This is a genomic window from Streptomyces sp. 549, from assembly GCF_030124175.1.
Classification (GTDB): domain Bacteria; phylum Actinomycetota; class Actinomycetes; order Streptomycetales; family Streptomycetaceae; genus Streptomyces.
Map to the genome: position 1 here is coordinate 19,077 of NZ_JASKMT010000011.1, position 15,423 is coordinate 34,499.

The 15,423-nt window shown below is 74.0% G+C and carries 13 protein-coding genes; 6 read left to right on the top strand and 7 right to left on the bottom strand.

Features of this window, described 5'->3' with window-relative positions; genetic code table 11:
* Window positions 1–134: 134 nt before the first annotated feature.
* Window positions 135–320 carry a tail-anchor membrane protein gene (locus QNO07_RS14665; protein WP_283992435.1) on the top strand — a complete coding sequence of 62 codons (186 nt, stop codon included), beginning with the start codon at window positions 135–137 and terminating at the stop codon, window positions 318–320.
* A gap of 79 nt (window positions 321–399) precedes the next feature.
* Here the strand turns inward: QNO07_RS14665 and QNO07_RS14670 are convergent, their stop codons facing one another.
* The 3 genes from QNO07_RS14670 to QNO07_RS14680 all read right to left on the bottom strand — a co-directional run bounded on the left by QNO07_RS14670 (window position 400) and on the right by QNO07_RS14680 (window position 3,039).
* Window positions 400–1,062: a CE1759 family FMN reductase gene (locus QNO07_RS14670; RefSeq protein ID WP_283992436.1), complete on the bottom strand. Its 663-nt coding sequence runs from the start codon at window positions 1,060–1,062 to the stop codon at window positions 400–402.
* 79 nt (window positions 1,063–1,141) lie between these two features.
* Window positions 1,142–2,251 (bottom strand): LLM class flavin-dependent oxidoreductase, encoded by a 1,110-nt coding sequence (locus QNO07_RS14675; protein WP_283992437.1) that lies wholly within the window; start codon window positions 2,249–2,251, stop codon window positions 1,142–1,144.
* A gap of 188 nt (window positions 2,252–2,439) precedes the next feature.
* Window positions 2,440–3,039 carry a class I SAM-dependent methyltransferase gene (locus QNO07_RS14680; RefSeq protein WP_283992438.1) on the bottom strand — a complete coding sequence of 200 codons (600 nt, stop codon included), beginning with the start codon at window positions 3,037–3,039 and terminating at the stop codon, window positions 2,440–2,442.
* Between the two features lie 305 nt (window positions 3,040–3,344).
* Between QNO07_RS14680 and QNO07_RS14685 the strand changes: the two genes are divergently transcribed.
* The 4 genes from QNO07_RS14685 (at window position 3,345) to QNO07_RS14700 (ending at window position 7,260) form a co-directional block, all read left to right on the top strand.
* Complete coding sequence (locus QNO07_RS14685) at window positions 3,345–5,540, top strand: nitrate- and nitrite sensing domain-containing protein (RefSeq protein ID WP_283992439.1); 2,196 nt, start codon at window positions 3,345–3,347, stop codon at window positions 5,538–5,540.
* Complete coding sequence (locus QNO07_RS14690) at window positions 5,537–5,935, top strand: roadblock/LC7 domain-containing protein (RefSeq protein ID WP_349636834.1); 399 nt, start codon at window positions 5,537–5,539, stop codon at window positions 5,933–5,935. The genes QNO07_RS14685 and QNO07_RS14690 overlap by 4 nt, the downstream gene beginning before the upstream one ends.
* A 150-nt stretch (window positions 5,936–6,085) precedes the next feature.
* Window positions 6,086–6,673 carry a GTP-binding protein gene (locus tag QNO07_RS14695; protein ID WP_283992440.1) on the top strand — a complete coding sequence of 196 codons (588 nt, stop codon included), beginning with the start codon at window positions 6,086–6,088 and terminating at the stop codon, window positions 6,671–6,673.
* 194 nt (window positions 6,674–6,867) lie between these two features.
* Complete coding sequence (locus QNO07_RS14700; RefSeq protein WP_283992441.1) at window positions 6,868–7,260, top strand: roadblock/LC7 domain-containing protein; 393 nt, start codon at window positions 6,868–6,870, stop codon at window positions 7,258–7,260.
* Window positions 7,261–7,315: 55 nt separating this feature from the next.
* On the opposite strand, the gene QNO07_RS14705 is transcribed toward QNO07_RS14700, so the two are convergent.
* Together QNO07_RS14705 and QNO07_RS14710 are read right to left on the bottom strand one after the other, a co-directional pair.
* Entirely contained in the window at window positions 7,316–8,185 is an 870-nt protein-coding gene (locus tag QNO07_RS14705; protein ID WP_283992442.1) for an acyl-CoA thioesterase, read from the bottom strand.
* A gap of 16 nt (window positions 8,186–8,201) precedes the next feature.
* Window positions 8,202–10,715 (bottom strand): DEAD/DEAH box helicase, encoded by a 2,514-nt coding sequence (locus QNO07_RS14710; protein ID WP_283992443.1) that lies wholly within the window; start codon window positions 10,713–10,715, stop codon window positions 8,202–8,204.
* 130 nt (window positions 10,716–10,845) lie between these two features.
* Between QNO07_RS14710 and QNO07_RS14715 the strand changes: the two genes are divergently transcribed.
* Window positions 10,846–11,640: a metal-dependent hydrolase gene (locus tag QNO07_RS14715; protein ID WP_283992444.1), complete on the top strand. Its 795-nt coding sequence runs from the start codon at window positions 10,846–10,848 to the stop codon at window positions 11,638–11,640.
* A 93-nt stretch (window positions 11,641–11,733) separates the two neighbouring features.
* On the opposite strand, the gene QNO07_RS14720 is transcribed toward QNO07_RS14715, so the two are convergent.
* A complete protein-coding gene (locus QNO07_RS14720) occupies window positions 11,734–13,518 on the bottom strand; it encodes an ABC transporter ATP-binding protein (RefSeq protein WP_283992445.1) in 1,785 nt (594 codons plus the stop codon).
* Complete coding sequence (locus QNO07_RS14725; RefSeq protein WP_283992446.1) at window positions 13,515–15,389, bottom strand: ABC transporter transmembrane domain-containing protein; 1,875 nt, start codon at window positions 15,387–15,389, stop codon at window positions 13,515–13,517. The genes QNO07_RS14720 and QNO07_RS14725 overlap by 4 nt, the downstream gene beginning before the upstream one ends.
* Between the last annotated feature and the right edge of the window lie 34 nt (window positions 15,390–15,423).

Genomic DNA, 15,423 nt, shown 5'->3' on the forward strand with positions numbered 1-15,423 from the left:
CCGAGGGTACCCCACGGCCGGGACCGACCGGAAACGGTTCAGCACTCGCGGGCAGCGGAACGGAACGGTCCGCGGGTGCGGGGCGTTCAATGGAGGGGAGCGGCACGCGCCGCCTACGGAGGAGGCAGGATTCCATGAGCACTCAGGGGAAGATCGCGGTCGGCGGCGTGGCAGTGGGGCTGCTGCTGCTGATCTGGCTGCCGTTGTGGGCCGTCATGCTCATCGTGTTCGGTGTGCCGGCGGTGGCGTACCTGACGCTGGACCCCTCCCAGCGCAGGCGGCTGCGCCGGGTCTCGCGCCGCCGCGAGCTGGGCCGCTGACCGGCTGAGCCGTCCCGCACACGACAAGCAGGGCCTCCCGCCTCGTGACGGGAGGCCCTGCCGGTGCGTGGTGTGCCGCTCAGGCTGCCGGACGGCCGGTGCCCTCGCCGGGCGGACGGGCGCCGACGGCCGCCAGCTGCTGGGCGAACGGAGTCACCTGCTCCGGCGTCGCGTCGACGTCCGGGCGGTGGCCGACCATGGCGGCCAGCTCGCCGGCCGCCCGTTCGACGCGCTCACCCAGCGGGTCGGTGTGTCGGCCGCCGCCCTGCCCCCAGTCCTCGGACGCCGCGTGCACGGCGGTCGGTGCGACCTGCGCGCGCAGGAACGAGAACAGCGGCCGCACCGCGTGCTCCAGCGCGAGCGAGTGCCGCGCGGAGCCTCCGGTGGCGGCGATCAGCACCGGCTTCCCGGTCAGCGCGTCGGCATTCAGCACGTCGAAGAAGGACTTGAACAGTCCGCTGTAGGACGCGTTGAACATCGGCGTGGCGACGATCAGCGCGTCCGCCTGCGAGACGGCCTCCAGGGCGTCGCGCAGTGCGGTTCCGGTGAAGCCGGAGACCGTGCGGTGGGCGATCTCCGTAGCCAGGTCGCGCAGCTCCACCACGACGACCTCGACCGGGCGGTCGGGCCGGTCCTGTTCCATCCGGGTACGGGCCGCCGCCGCCAGCCGGTCTGCCAGCAGCCGCGTCGAGGACGGGACGCCGAGCCCGGCGGACACGACGACAAGGGTGCGGGTGGTCATACGTGCTCCGATTCTGTACGGGGTCCGGTGGGCGGGGTCCCGTACCGGGTACCGGCCGACGGGGGCCTGCGGACTCCGGTCAGCGGGTGTCGGCGGGGGCAGGGTCGGCCTGCGCGGACCGGCGTTCCGCGAGCAGGGCGGCGTGGGTAGGGCCGGTGGGCACCTCGGCGGGGCGGTTGCGCGCGAACTCCTTGCGCAGCACGGGCACGACCTCCTCGCCGAGCAGGTCCAGCTGCTCCAGCACGGTCTTCAGCGGCAGTCCGGCGTGGTCCATCAGGAACAACTGGCGCTGGTAGTCGCCGAAGCTCTCCCGGAACGCCAGCGTCTTCTCGACGACCTGCTGCGGGCTGCCGACGGTGAGCGGGGTCTGCTCGGTGAACTCCTCCAGGGACGGCCCGTGTCCGTAGACCGGGGCGTTGTCGAAGTAGGGCCGGAACTCGCGCACCGCGTCCTGGGAGTTGCGGCGCATGAACGCCTGGCCGCCGAGCCCGACGACCGCCTGCTCGGCGGTGCCGTGCCCGTAGTGGGCGTAGCGCTGCCGGTAGAGGTCGATGAGCCGCTGGAAGTGCTCCTTGGGCCAGAAGATGTTGTTGGCGAAGAAGCCGTCCCCGTAGAAGGCGGCCTGCTCGGCGATCTCCGGGCTGCGGATCGAGCCGTGCCAGACGAAGGGCGGCACGCCGTCCAGCGGGCGCGGTGTGGAGGTGAAGCCCTGGAGCGGCGTGCGGAAGCTGCCCTCCCAGTCCACCACGTCCTCCCGCCACAGCCGGTGCAGCAGGGCGTAGTTCTCGATCGCCAGCGGGATGCCCTGCCGGATGTCCTGGCCGAACCACGGGTACACCGGTCCGGTGTTGCCGCGGCCCAGCATCAGGTCCACCCGTCCGTCCGCGAGGTGCTGCAGCATCGCGAAGTCCTCGGCGATCTTCACCGGGTCGTTCGTGGTGATCAGCGTGGTGGACGTGGACAGGATCAGGCGTTCGGTGCGGGCGGCGATCCAGCCGAGCATCGTGGTGGGGGAGGAGGGCACGAACGGGGGGTTGTGGTGCTCCCCGGTGGCGAACACGTCCAGCCCGACATCCTCCGCCTTCACGGCGATGGCGGTCATGGCCTTGATGCGCTCGTGCTCACTGGGCGCCCGGCCGGTGGTGGGGTCGGTGGTGACGTCTCCGACGGTGAAGATTCCGAACTGCACGGGGCTCGCCCTCCAGCTGATTGAAGCCTCAACTATACGGCTGAACGTCGCACCCCCGAAAGTTGTTCCCCGCCCGGGTACCCCTCGGGTGCGGCCTGACCCGCCGCCCCGGCCTGCCCTGTAGTCCCTGAACGCGGGCCCGGGCTGCTCCCAGGCGCGGAGGTCGTCCAGTCGCTGGTGGGGGCCGTTCAGCCAAGGGCCGCGAGCGCGAGGAAGCAGTCGTCGCGGTCGGTGTAGGAGGTCAGCCGCCAGCCCGAGGCTGCCAGCAGTGGACGCAGCCGCGGTTCGGCGCGCAGGTCGTGCTCGTCCGTCCGGCGCCCCTGATGCGCGGCCAGCGCGGCACGGCCGATCGGGTGGAACAGCGCCAGCGTGCCGCCGGGACGCACCACCCGCCCCAGTTCCCGCAGTCCCACCCGAGGGTCGGGAAGGTGGCTCACCAGGCCGGCTGCGAACACCGCGTCCAACACCCCGTCGCGCAGCGGCAGCCGCCCCACGTCGGCCAGTACCAGCAGGCCGTCGCGGTCCCGACCGGCGAGCGCTGCGCTCCGCAGCATGGCCGGGGTCAGGTCCACGCCGATCACCGTGCCTTCGGGGCCGACGGCCTGCCGCAGTGCCGGCAGCGCCCGCCCGGTCCCGCAGCCGGCGTCCAGTACCCGGGAACCGGGGGGCAGCCCCAGCCGCGCCACGCCGGTCGCGTAGGCGGGGCCGTCGTCGGGGAAACGCGCGTCCCAGCCGGCTGCCCTGGGGGTGAAGAAGTCGCGCACCCGGTCGGGATCATCGGTAGCCATGCGGACATGATGGCGCACGGCTCGCACACGTTCCCGAACACGCCTGGTCGTTCGAGAACGCGAATGGGTGTCTGAGGGTCACATATCTGTCGGCTTGGCTCATCCGCCCTGGCACGCCGCCGCACGGTCTAGCGTCCCGGACCCATGGGAACCCAGGACCACCCCACCCCGCCGCCGGGCCGCGCCGCACCCGGCGCCGCCGTGCCGGCGCACGCCGTCGCCGGGCTGTCCGCGCCCCGCTGCGGTCCCCGCGCCGGGCGCAGCCCCCGCGCGCCGGGTGGCGCCCCGGCGGGCGGACCGGTCCGGTGACGGAAACCGGGCGGGTACCGCGCACGGTCGGCTGCCGGACACTGCTGCTCCTTGCCCTGCTGCCCGTCCTCGCCCTGCTGCCCGTCGTCGCTCTGCCGGTCCTGGCACTGCCCGTACTCGCCCCCGGCGCCGTCCCCCGTGCGGCAGCGGACGCCGACGAGCCGGGGCGGGCGGTGGTGGCGGAGCTGCTGGACGCGGTGGCACGGGAACGCCGGGCCGCCGCGCGGTACGCGGACCGCCCGAGCGCCGACCGTGCCGGGACGCTCACCGCCGCCGGAACCGTGACCGACCGGACGGCCGCCCTGCTCGCCGCCCCCGAACTCCGCGACGCCGCCGGTCGGGCCGCTCCTGCGCGGGACACGACGCGGCGCGCACTCCACCACCTGCGCGGCGTCGCGGCGCTGCGCCCGCGCCTCACCACCGGAGCAGCCGGCTGGCCCGAGGCCCACCGGCGGTACGCCGCCGCCACCGACCGGCTGCTGGAGACCCCCGGCGGCGAGCGGAGACCGTTCCTGCGGGCCCGTGAACTCCTCGCCCGCGAGGACGCGCTGCTGACCGCCGCGCGCCGGGCCGGGACGCTCGCCGACGCCCAGCGGGACGCCTTCGCGGCAGCCGCGCTCGACCGCCGCCTCGCCCTGGTCCCCGCCGTCGCCGCACTGCCGGACGCCGGGCAGCGGCGAAGGTTGAGCGCCGCACCCGGTTCCGCGGTGCACCGCCTCACCGAGGCGGAGGACGCCGTGCTGGCAGCCCCCTCCGCGACCCGGGCCGCCCACGCCGTCCCGGCCGCGGAGTGGCAGCGGGCCTGGGGGGAGGTCCGGGCCCGGCTCGCCGACGCGGACCGGGCCGGCGGCCCGGACGCACTCCCGGTCCCCGCTCTGCTGCTCGTCCTGGCGCTGGCGGCCCTGGCAGGCGCCGTCCTGGCGGCGGCAACCGTCGGGGTCGTCCTGACCCGCGAGGTCCGCTCGCTGCACCGCCGTGCCCGGCCGCCCACCGGGGGACCCGGGGGAGCCAAGGGCGCTGTGCGGTACCGAGTCCGAGAACTGGACGAGGTGCACAAGGCCCTGGAGCGGAACGGGGGTCCCGGCCAGGCGCCGCCCGGTGGGCCGAGCGGACCGGACCACCGCCGCACGGAGCTCTGCGCGGTGGTGGCCCGCCGCAGCCGGACCCTGCTCCATCGCCAGCTGGCCCTGCTGGACACCATGGAACGGAGGGCCGGTACCGGGGACCTGCGCGCGGAACGCGACCGGCTGCACCAGCTCACGACCCGCCTGCGGCGGCACGCCGACGTGCTTCTGGTGCTGTGCGGGGCCGGGCGGCCGGCGCCCGGCTGGCGCAGGCCGGTGCCGCTGGCCGCACTGCTGCGCGCCGCCGCGGACGACAGCGACCGGCCGGTGCCGCCCGTGCTCGGACCGCTGCCGCCGCTGGCCGTCTCCGGTACGGCCGCGCACGACGTGGCGCACCTCTTCGCCGAGCTGCTCGACGACCTCGGGACCCGGGACCTGGCCGGCGGCGGTGTGCGGATCAACACCGAGGAGGCGGCCGGAGGCTGCGTGGTGGAGCTGCGGTGTGCCGCCGCCGTGCCCCGGCAGGTAGGCGCGGGGACCTCCGGAGCGTCCGAAGCCGCCCCCTCCAGCGGCGACGCGGACGGGCCTGCGGGCGCGGACGGGCCTGCCGACGGGGACGCGGGGGGCCGTGCCGACGGCGAAGGTGATCCGGTGTGGCGCGTGGTGTCCGCGCTGGCGGAGAGGCACGCGGTCCGCGTGTCCCGGCGGACGTCGGACGGCGGCCCGGTGGCCGAGGTGCTGCTGCCCGGTGCGCTGCTGGTGCCCTGCCCGGCGGCATCGCCCCGGCGCCGCGCGACGACACCGCCCGTACCCCCATCCGTACCCCCGGCCGGGCGGCTGCCCCGACGGGTACGCGGGGCGACCCGTCCGGTGCCCGACCCCGGGCGCCGACCCGCGTCCGGCTTCGAGCACGCTCCGGCTCGCGCGCCCCTGCCGGCCGCCGCCCGCGAACGCGCCGAGGCCCTGCGCGACGGACGCCGGCGCGGCCGCGCCGGCGCCCCGCCTCCGCGCCCCGCAGAGGCCGCGGGGACTGCCGAGGCCCCGGCGGCCGCGAAGCCCGACAAGGCCGCGAGGCCCACCGGGGCCGCGAAGACCGCACAGGGGGCAGCAGAAGGAGAGCCCCGGTGACAGCGACCGCGTCCGACCGGCCCGGCGGCCCGCTCGACGAAATGCTCGACCGGGCACCGCAGGTGCTGCACGCCGTGGTGCTCGCCGACGACGGCACGCCCGCGGTGGGCGCCGGCCGCCTCGACCGGGCCGGGGCGGAGCATCTGGCGGGTGTGGCGTGCTGCCTGCACGGCCTCGCCCGCGGCGCCGGACGTTCGTTCCGCACCGGCGAGGTCCGGCAGACGCTGGTGGAGATGGACGCCGGGCTGCTCCTGGTCGCCGCCACCGGCGACGGATCGGCACTCGCGGTCCTGGCCGACGCCGCCGCGGACATCGGGACCGTCGCCTACGAGACCGCCCGGCTCGTCCACCGGTTGCACGACCCGCCCGGGGAGGCGCCGCCCGCCGACCGCTGAGCCGCGACCCCCGCCGTACCGGCAGGGCGTTCGGGCACGGCGTTCCGGTGCCCCGCCCGCCGTCTCCCGACACTGCTCGCCCCGCCCGGTTCCGACCCCGCGGGCAACCTCCCGACCGCCCACCCCTCCATCAACCGAAAGAGACCACCGATGTCCGTACAGCACGGCACGCGCAACGACTCCGACCTCGCACTGAAGATCGTCATCGCGGGCGGGTTCGGCGCCGGGAAGACCACTCTGGTGGGCGCGGTGAGCGAGATCGAGCCCCTGACGACCGAGGCGCGGCTGAGCGACGCCGGATCGGCGGTGGACGACCTGTTCGGGGTGGACCGCAAGACCACCACGACTGTGGCGATGGACTTCGGCCGAATCACCCTCCGCGAAGGACTGTCGCTGTACCTGTTCGGGACGCCCGGACAGGACCGGTTCCGCTTTCTGTGGGAGGAGTTGACGCTGGGCGCGCTGGGCGCGGTGGTGCTCGCCGACACCCGCAGGCTGGCCGACTGCTTCGCCGCCGTCGACTGGTTCGAGCACCGCGGGCTGCCCTTCGCCGTCGCGGTGAACCGTTTCCCCGGTGAACGGATTGTCAGCGTCGAGGAGGTGGCGCAGGCCCTCGACCTGCAGGACGGTACCCCGGTGCTGCTCTGCGACGCCCGGGATCGGGAGTCGGGCCGGGCGGTCCTGCTGCGGCTCGTGGAGCACGCCGCACGGGCCCGGACCGCACGCCTGCTCGCCTGAGGACGGTCGCCCGCCCGGGTCCGGGCCCGGCAACCGCCGCCGGCGGGCGGCGGATGGCCGGATCTGACGGGTGGTCACCCATGGGTTCCGGCCGCCTACACACGGTGGCTGAAATCCGACCGGTCGGTGTTGCGGAGGTACCGGGTGGGGTAGGGGAGGCTCGGCGGGCGCCACTGTGAAGGGGGAAATAGGGAATGGCACTGAGCCCTGGGCTCGACTGGCTGCTCGACGACTTGAAGAAGCGCATGCCCGGTGTGCGGTACGGGCTGGTCCTGTCGACGGACGGACTGGTGACGGGCGCGAGTGAGGAACTGACCGGCTCGGACGCCGAACGCCTGGCGGCGGTCAGCGCGGGACTGCACAGCCTGGCGAAGGGGTCGGGGCGCCACTTCGGCGCCGGCGGCGTGCGCCAGACGATGATCGAGTTCGAGGGTGGCGCGCTCTTCGTGACCGCCGCCGGGGACGGCAGCTGCCTGGCGGTCCTGGCCGGACCGGAGGTGGAGGCCGAGCAGATCGCCTACGAGATGACCCTGCTGGTGAAGAAGGTAGGCGAGCACCTCGCCGTCGCGGCACGCGACCGGGGGTGAACCGCTCCCGTACGGCGGCCGGTGCGCGGGGGCACCGGCCGCCGTACGGGAGTGGTCACGGCTGGTGCGGCCGGAACAGCCCTTCCTGCACCACCGACACCAGCAGCCGGCCGTCCCGGTCGTAGATCCGGCCGCGGGCGAGGCCCCGGCCACCGGTCGCGATCGGCGACTCCTGGTCGTAGAGGAACCACTCGTCGGTGCGGAACGGCCGGTGGAACCACATGGCGTGGTCCAGCGAGGCCATGTCGAAGCCGCGCGGGCCCCACAGCGGTTCCACCGGCACCCGGACGGCGTCCAGCAGCATCATGTCGCTGGCGTAGGCCAGCGCGCAGGTGTGCACCAACGGGTCGTCCCCCAACGGTCCGACCGCGCGCATCCACACCGCGCTGCGCGGCTCGGCGTCCTTGACCTCCTCCGGCGTCCAGCGCAGCCGCTCGACGTAGCGGATGTCGAACGGCTGACGCCGCGCCATCCGCTCCAGGCTCTCCGGAAGGGTGCCCAGATGGTCGCGGATCTCCTCCGCCAGGCTCGGCAGGTCCTCCGGGCCGGGCACCTCGCGCATCGGCAGCTGGTGCTCGATGCCCGGTTCAGGGGAGTGGAAGGAGGCGGTCAGGTTGAAGATGGTGCGACCCTGCTGCACGGCGACCACCCGTCGGGTGGTGAAGGAGCGGCCGTCCCGCACCCGTTCCACCTGGTACACGATGGGCACGCCCGGGACCCCGGGCCGCAGGAAGTACGCGTGCAGCGAGTGCACCGGGCGGGTGCCGTCGGTGGTGCGTCCCGCGGCGACGAGCGCCTGGCCGGCGACCTGGCCGCCGAACACCCGCTGGAGGTGCTCCTGCGGGCTGTCGCCGCGGAAGATGTTGACGTCGATCTGCTCCAGGTTCAGCAGGTCGATGAGCCGCTCGGCGGGGCTGTCGGACATCGGTGGTGCTCCTTCTTCACTGCGGGCCGACAGCGGTGACCTTCACCACCGCCCGGCCCTCCTCGTCGGACGCGGTGAGGTCCACCTCGGCCGAGATGCCCCAGTCGTGGTCGTCGCGCGGGTCGGCGAACGTCTGCCGCACCCGCCACAGCCGGTCCTCGGGAACCTGCTCGATCTGCAGCAGCTTCGGCCCGCGGGCGTCCGGGCCCGTACCCAGCTCTTCGTACTCCTCCCAGTACGCGTCGAGCGCCGCCGCCCACGCGTCGGCGTCCCAGCCGGAGTCGGAGTCCAGCTCGCCCAGCTCGCGGACGTTGTCCAGCGCGGCCAGCTCCACCCGCCGGAACATGGCGTTGCGCACCAGGACCCGGAACGCCCGGGAGTTGGAGGTCACCGGGCGGACGTGGTCGGCGCGCTCCTGGGCCTCCTCCGCGGTCTCCTCGGCCGGGTTGGCCAGCTGCTCCCACTCGTCCAGCAGGCTGGAGTCGACCTGGCGGACCATCTCGCCGAGCCACTCGACGATGTCCTGGTAGTCCTCCGACTTCAGGTCGTCGGGCACGGTGTTCTCCAGCGCCTTGTAGGCACTGGCCAGGTAGCGCAGCACGATGCCCTCGGTGCGGGCCAGCTCGTAGTGGGAGACCATCTCGCCGAACGTCATCGCCCGCTCGTACATGTCGCGGATGACGGACTTCGGCGACAGCGGGTGGTCGCCGACCCACGGGTGCGAGGTGCGGTACACGCCGAAGGCGTGGAACAGCAGCTCCTCCAGCGGCTTGGGGTAGCTGATGTCCATCAGCCGCTCCATGCGCTCCTCGTACTCGATCCCGTCGGCCTTCATCTCCGCGACGGCCTCGCCCCTGGCCTTGTTCTGCTGGGCGGCGAGGATCTGCCGTGGGTCGTCCAGGGTCGACTCCACCACCGAGACCATGTCGAGCGCGTACGAGGGGGAGTCCTTGTCGAGCAGCTCGAACGCGGCCAGCGCGAAGGTGGACAGCGGCTGGTTGAGTGCGAAGTTCTCCTGCAGGTCGACCGTCAGCCTGATCGACCGGCCCTGCGCGTCGGGCTCCGGCAGGCGCTCCACCACACCGCCGTCCAGCAGCGAGCGGTAGATGGCGATGGCCCGGCGGATGTGCCGCAGCTGGGACCGGCGGTCCTCGTGGTTGTCCTCCAGCAGGTGCCGCATCGCGGCGAACGCGTCGCCGGGCCGGGCGATGACCGACAGGAGCATGGTGTGGGTCACCCGGAACCGGGAGGTCAGCGGTTCCGGGTCGGCGGCGATCAGCTTCTCGAAGGTGTTCTCACCCCAGCTGACAAAGCCCTCCGGCGCCTTCTTCCGGACCACCTTGCGCCGCTTCTTGGGATCGTCGCCCGCCTTGGCCAGCGCCTTCTCGTTCTCCACCACGTGCTCGGGCGCCTGCGCCACCACCAGGCCGGCCGTGTCGTAGCCGGCCCGGCCGGCCCGGCCGGCGATCTGGTGGAACTCCCTGGCCCGCAGGGTCCGCACCCGGGTGCCGTCGTACTTGGTGAGCGCCGTGAACAGCACCGTGCGGATGGGCACGTTGACGCCCACGCCGAGGGTGTCGGTACCGCAGATGACCTTCAGCAGCCCGGCCTGCGCCAGCCGCTCGACCAGCCGCCGGTACTTGGGCAGCATGCCCGCGTGGTGCACGCCGATGCCGTGGCGGACGTAGCGGGACAGGTTGCGGCCGAACGCGGTGGTGAAGCGGAAGTTGCCGATGAGCGAGGCGATCTCGTCCTTCTCGGCGCGGGTGCACATGTTGATGCTCATCAGCGCCTGGGCCCGCTCCACCGCCTGCGCCTGGGTGAAGTGCACGATGTACACCGGCGCCTGGCGGGTCTCCAGCAGCTCGGTCAGCGTCTCGGTGAGCGTGGTCGTGCGGTACTCGTAGCTCAGCGGCACCGGACGGGTGGCCGAGCGGACCACGCTGGTCGGCCGCCCGGTGCGGCGGGTCAGGTCCTCCTCGAACCGCGTCATGTCGCCGAGCGTCGCCGACATCAGCACGAACTGCGCCTGCGGCAGTTCCAGCAGCGGGATCTGCCAGGCCCAACCGCGGTCCGGCTCCGCGTAGAAGTGGAACTCGTCCATGACGACCTGTCCGATGTCGGCGTGCCGCCCGTCGCGCAGCGCGATGGACGCCAGCACCTCGGCGGTGCAGCAGATGACGGGCGCGTCGGCGTTGACGGAGGCGTCGCCGGTGAGCATGCCGACGTTCTCGGTACCGAACAGCTTGCACAGGTCGAAGAACTTCTCCGACACCAGCGCCTTGATGGGCGCGGTGTAGAAGGTGACCTTGTCGTGGGCGAGCGCGGCGAAGTGCGCACCCGCCGCCACCAGCGACTTCCCCGAGCCGGTGGGCGTCGACAGGATGACGTTCGCCCCCGACACCACCTCGATCAGCGCCTCCTCCTGCGCGGGGTACAGGGTGATGCCGCGCTCCTCCGCCCAGGAGGAGAAGGCGTCGAAGAGGGCGTCGGGGTCGGGGGCTGCCGGCAGCTGATCGATAAGCGTCACGCCCCCATACTGCCCTCCCCGGACGGCAACGGGGGAACCGACCGCCACGGGCAAGATCATGTGGGGCTACGCTGTGCCGCCTGGCGGGCGAGCGCCGGACCGAACTGCACAGCGATGGGGTGGGGCACACATGATGGGACCGGCGCATTCACTGTCGGGGGCCGCGGCCTGGCTGGGGGTGGGCGCGGGAGCCGCGGCCCTCGGCCACGCGATGCCCTGGCCGGTGCTGGCGGCGGGCGCGCTGATCTGCGCCGGGGCGGCGCTCGCCCCCGACCTGGACCACAAGTCGGCGACCATCTCCCGTGCGTTCGGCCCGTTCTCCCGCGCCCTGTGCGGAGTGATCGACAAGCTGTCGACGGCCGTGTTCAACGCGACCCGCGCCAAGGGCGAGCGCAAGCGCTCCGGCGGTCACCGCACACTCACCCACACCTGGCTGTGGGCGCTGATGGTCGGCGCGGGTTTCTCCGCGGCCGCCGTCGCCGGAGGCCGCTGGGCGGTGCTGGCGATCCTCTTCGTGCACATGGTGCTCGCCGTCGAAGGACTGCTGTGGCGTATGGCCCGGGTCTCCAGCGACGTCCTGGTGTGGCTGCTCGGCGCGACCAGCGCCTGGATCCTGGCGGGCATCCTCGACCAGCCGGGCAACGGCGCCGACTGGCTGTTCACCGCTCCGGGCCAGGAGTACCTGTGGCTGGGCCTGCCCATCGTGCTGGGTGCGCTGGTCCACGACATCGGGGACTCGATCACCATCTCCGGCTGCCCGGTGCTGTGGCCCGTCCCCATAGCGGGCAAGCGGTGGTACCCGCTGGGCACGCCGCGCTTCATGCGGTTCCGGGCGGGGGCCTGGGTGGAGATGAAGCTGCTGATGCCGCTGTTCGCGCTGGCCGGCACGGCCAGCACCCTGTACGCCCTCGGCGTCGTCGGCTGACTCCCGGACCGGCGGCCCCGTCCCGGGCAGCCCGGCCGGCCCCGGCACCCCGTACCCGCGGGTGCGGGCCGGGGGCCGGGCCGGCCGGGTGTGTCATCCGTGCCAGGACCGCCACAGGGCCGCGTAGGCGCCGTCGGCCGCCACCAGCTCGTCGTGGCTGCCGAGTTCGGTGATGCGGCCGTCCTCCACCACGGCGATCACGTCGGCGTCGTGCGCGGTGTGCAGGCGGTGGGCGATCGCCACCACCGTGCGCCCTTCCAGCACCTGGCCCAGTGACCGCTCCAGGTGCCGGGCCGCCCGCGGATCGAGCAGCGACGTCGCCTCGTCCAGCACCAGGGTGTGCGGGTCGGCCAGCACGAGCCGGGCCAGGGCGATCTGCTGGGCCTGGGCGGGGCTGACCACCAGCCCGCCCGAGCCGACCTCGCTGTCCAGGCCGTCGTCCAGCGTCCGCGCCCAGCTGTCGGCGTCCACCGCGGCGAGTGCCGCCCACAGCTCGGCGTCCGTCGCGTCCGAACGGGCCAGCAGCAGGTTGTCGCGCAGCGCGCCCACGAACACGTGGTGCTCCTGGTTGACCAGTGCCACATGCTCGCGGACCCGCTCGGTCGGCATTCGGCCCAGGTCCGCGCCGCCCAGCGTCACGCTGCCGCGCCGCGGCGAGTAGATGCCGGCGAGCAGCCTGCCCAGAGTCGACTTGCCCGCGCCCGACGGGCCGACGAGGGCCACCCGGGACCCCGGGCGCACCGCGAGCGTCACGCCGTGCAGGACGTCGGTGCCCTCCAGGTAGCCGAACCGGACCGCGTCGGCGTCCAGATGCAGCCCGTCCGGCGACAGCCCGCTCTCGCCGCTGTCCGGCTCGATCTCCCGCACGCCCACGAGCCGGGCCAAAGACACGTGGGCCACCTGGAGTTCGTCGTACCAGCGCAGGATCAGACCGAGCGGCTCCACCAGCATCTGCGCGAGCAGCGCGCCCGTCGTCAGCTGCCCCACGCTGATCCAGCCCTGGAGCACGAAGACCCCGCCGAGCACCAGCACCGCGCCCAGGATCAGCACGTGGGTGGCGTTGATGACCGGGAAGATGACGCTGCGCAGCCACAGCGTGTACCGCTCCCAGGCCACCCACTCGGTGATCCGCCGCTCCGACAACTCCACCCGGCGCGGGCCCAGCCGGTGTACCTCGACGGTGCGTCCGGCGTCGACGGTCTCGGCCAGCGCGGCGGCGACCGCCGCGTAGCCGGCGGCCTCGGAGCGGTACGCGGACGGGGCCCGCCGGTAGTACCAGCGGCAGCCGATCACCAGCACCGGCGCGGCGACCACCACGGCCAGCGCGAGCGGCGGCGCGGTGAGGGTGAGCGCGCCGATCAGCAGCCCGGCCCACACCACACCGATCGCCAGCTGCGGCACCGCCTCGCGCATGGCGCCGGCGAGCCGGTCGATGTCGGTGGTGATGCGCGACAGCAGGTCGCCGGTTCCGGCGCGTTCCAGAACGCCGGGCGGCAGGCCGACCGAGCGGACCAGGAAGTCCTCCCGCAGGTCGGCCAGCATGCGCTCGCCCAGCATCGCCCCGCGCAGCCGGACCAGCCTGACGAAGAATGTCTGCACGACCAGGGCGGCGGCGAACAGCACGAGGACCCTGGCCAGCGGCAGGTCCTCACCGGCGCCGTCGGCGAGGTCCTGCACCAACCCGCCCAGCAGGTAGGGGCCGACCATCGACGCCAGTACGGCGACGGTGTTCACCGCGACCAGCACGGTGAACGCCCGGCGGTGCCGCCTGACGAGCTGCCGCACGTACGTGCGCACCGTCGCCGGGGAGCCCACGGGCAGGGTGGTGGCGGACTCCGGCGCGGCCGGGTCGTACGCCGGAGGTGCGACGCCGATCATGCGGAGCCCATCCCTTCGGTGAGTTCTTCGTCCGTCTCGCGGGTGACGACCCAGCGGTAGGCCGGTTCGGTGCGCAGCAGCGCGCGGTGCTCACCGGCCGCCGTCACCGATCCCTCGCTGACCAGCACGACCCGGTCGGCGCGGTCCAGCAGCAGCGGCGAGGAGGTGAACACCACCGTGGTGCGGCCCTGCCGGAGCCGTACCAGGCCCTCCGCGATCCGGGCCTCGGTGTGCGAGTCGACGGCCGACGTCGGCTCGTCGAGCACCAGCACCTCCGGATCGGTCCGCAGCGAGCGGGCCAGCGCGAGGCGCTGGCGCTGCCCGCCGGACAGCGACCGGCCGCGTTCGGTGATCCGCACCCGCATCGGGTCGCTTCCGGAGCCGGGCACGGAGCGGGCCAGCGCGTCCAGCACGTCGGCGCACTGGGCGGCATCCAGCGCCTGTACCGCGCTCACCTCACCCGAGCACGGCACGTCGAGCAGATCGGTGAGGGTGCCGGACAGCAGCACGGGGTCCTTGTCCTGTACGAGCACGGCCCCTCTGGCCTCGCCCAGCGGGCGGTCGCCCAGGGCTGTCCCGCCGAGCAGGACCGACGGCGCGCCGGGGTTGTCGGCGGGGTGCCCGCCGAGACGCTCCGCGAGGCGGCCCGCGGTGTCCGGGTCGCCGCAGACGACCGCGGTCAGCGCTCCGGCAGGGGCCAGCAGGCCGCTGGCAGGGTCGTACAGGTCCCCGGCGAGCCGCGCGGCCTGCGGCTCCGCGTCGCCGGTGGCGGTGGCGGTGGCGGTGGCGGTGGTGGTGGCCGCGGTGGAAGCCGGGGCAGAGGCAGAGGCAGAGGCAGGGGCGGTGGGGGAGGTCTTCGCTGCGGCGTCGGCCGGGGCGCGGCGCAGCGCCAGCACGCGGGCCGTGCGGCGCGCCGAGGGCCGGGCGAAGGACCAGGCCATGGCGAACTCCTGGAGGTTGCGCAGCGGGAACAGCAGGAAGATCACCGCGCCGTAGACGGTGACCAGTTCGCCGACGCCCAGGTTCCCCTGGGAGGCGAGTGTGGTGCCCTGCCAGACGACCGAGATCAGCAGCAGACCGGGCAGCGCCACCTGCACGGCGTCGATCACGGCCCACATCCGCGCGGTGGTGACGGCGGCCTCCCGCACCTCCTGCGAGGCCCGCCGGTAGCGGTCGAGGAACAGCTCCTCGCCGCCCACCCCGCGCAGCACCCGCAGCCCGGCCACCGTGTCGGCGGCCAGTTCGGTGGCCCGGCCGGCCTTGTCGCGCTGCCGGTCGGCCCGCCGGGTGGCCCTGGGCAGCAGCGGCAGCACGGTCAGCGCGAGCAGCAGCACACCGCCCGCCACCAGCAGCCCCAGACGCGGTTCGTAGACGATGAGGCCCGTGCACACGCCGACGGTGGCGAGCAGCGCCGCACTGAACCGCGACACCGACTCCACGCACCAGCCGATCTTCTCGATGTCGCCGGTGGACACGGCCACGACCTCCCCGGCCGCGACCCGGCGGGTGAGGGTCGCGCCCAGTTCGGCGGTGCGCCGGGCCAGCAGCTGCTGCACGCGGGCGGCAGCGGTGATCCAGTTGGTGACGGCCACCCGGTGCAGCATGGTGTCGCCGACCGTGACGGCGGTGCCGACAATGAGCAGCAGGACACCGGCGGTCGCCAGGCGTGCGCCCGAGCGGTCGATGACGGCCTGCACGGCCAGGCCGACGACAACCGGCAGCGACGCGACCGCCGCCATGTGCAGGGTGCCCCAGCCGAGGGCCTTGGCCTGGCCGCCCCACTGGCTGCGGCCCAGCCACAGCAGGAAGCGCGGCCCGGATCTCACGTCGGGGTCACCGGGGTCGGGGAAGGGAAGGTCACGAATCTGCATGACGTCCAGAGCGGTCTCGATGGCGGACGGGGGG

Coding starts and splice junctions, on each gene's coding strand:
- QNO07_RS14665 (WP_283992435.1), top strand. CDS start 135: ATGAGCACTCAGGGGAAGATCGCGGTCGGCGGCGTGGCAGTGGGGCTG.
- QNO07_RS14670 (WP_283992436.1), bottom strand. CDS start 1,062: ATGACCACCCGCACCCTTGTCGTCGTGTCCGCCGGGCTCGGCGTCCCG.
- QNO07_RS14680 (WP_283992438.1), bottom strand. CDS start 3,039: ATGGCTACCGATGATCCCGACCGGGTGCGCGACTTCTTCACCCCCAGG.
- QNO07_RS14695 (WP_283992440.1), top strand. CDS start 6,086: ATGTCCGTACAGCACGGCACGCGCAACGACTCCGACCTCGCACTGAAG.
- QNO07_RS14700 (WP_283992441.1), top strand. CDS start 6,868: ATGGCACTGAGCCCTGGGCTCGACTGGCTGCTCGACGACTTGAAGAAG.
- QNO07_RS14705 (WP_283992442.1), bottom strand. CDS start 8,185: ATGTCCGACAGCCCCGCCGAGCGGCTCATCGACCTGCTGAACCTGGAG.
- QNO07_RS14715 (WP_283992444.1), top strand. CDS start 10,846: ATGATGGGACCGGCGCATTCACTGTCGGGGGCCGCGGCCTGGCTGGGG.
- QNO07_RS14720 (WP_283992445.1), bottom strand. CDS start 13,518: ATGATCGGCGTCGCACCTCCGGCGTACGACCCGGCCGCGCCGGAGTCC.
- QNO07_RS14725 (WP_283992446.1), bottom strand. CDS start 15,389: ATGCAGATTCGTGACCTTCCCTTCCCCGACCCCGGTGACCCCGACGTG.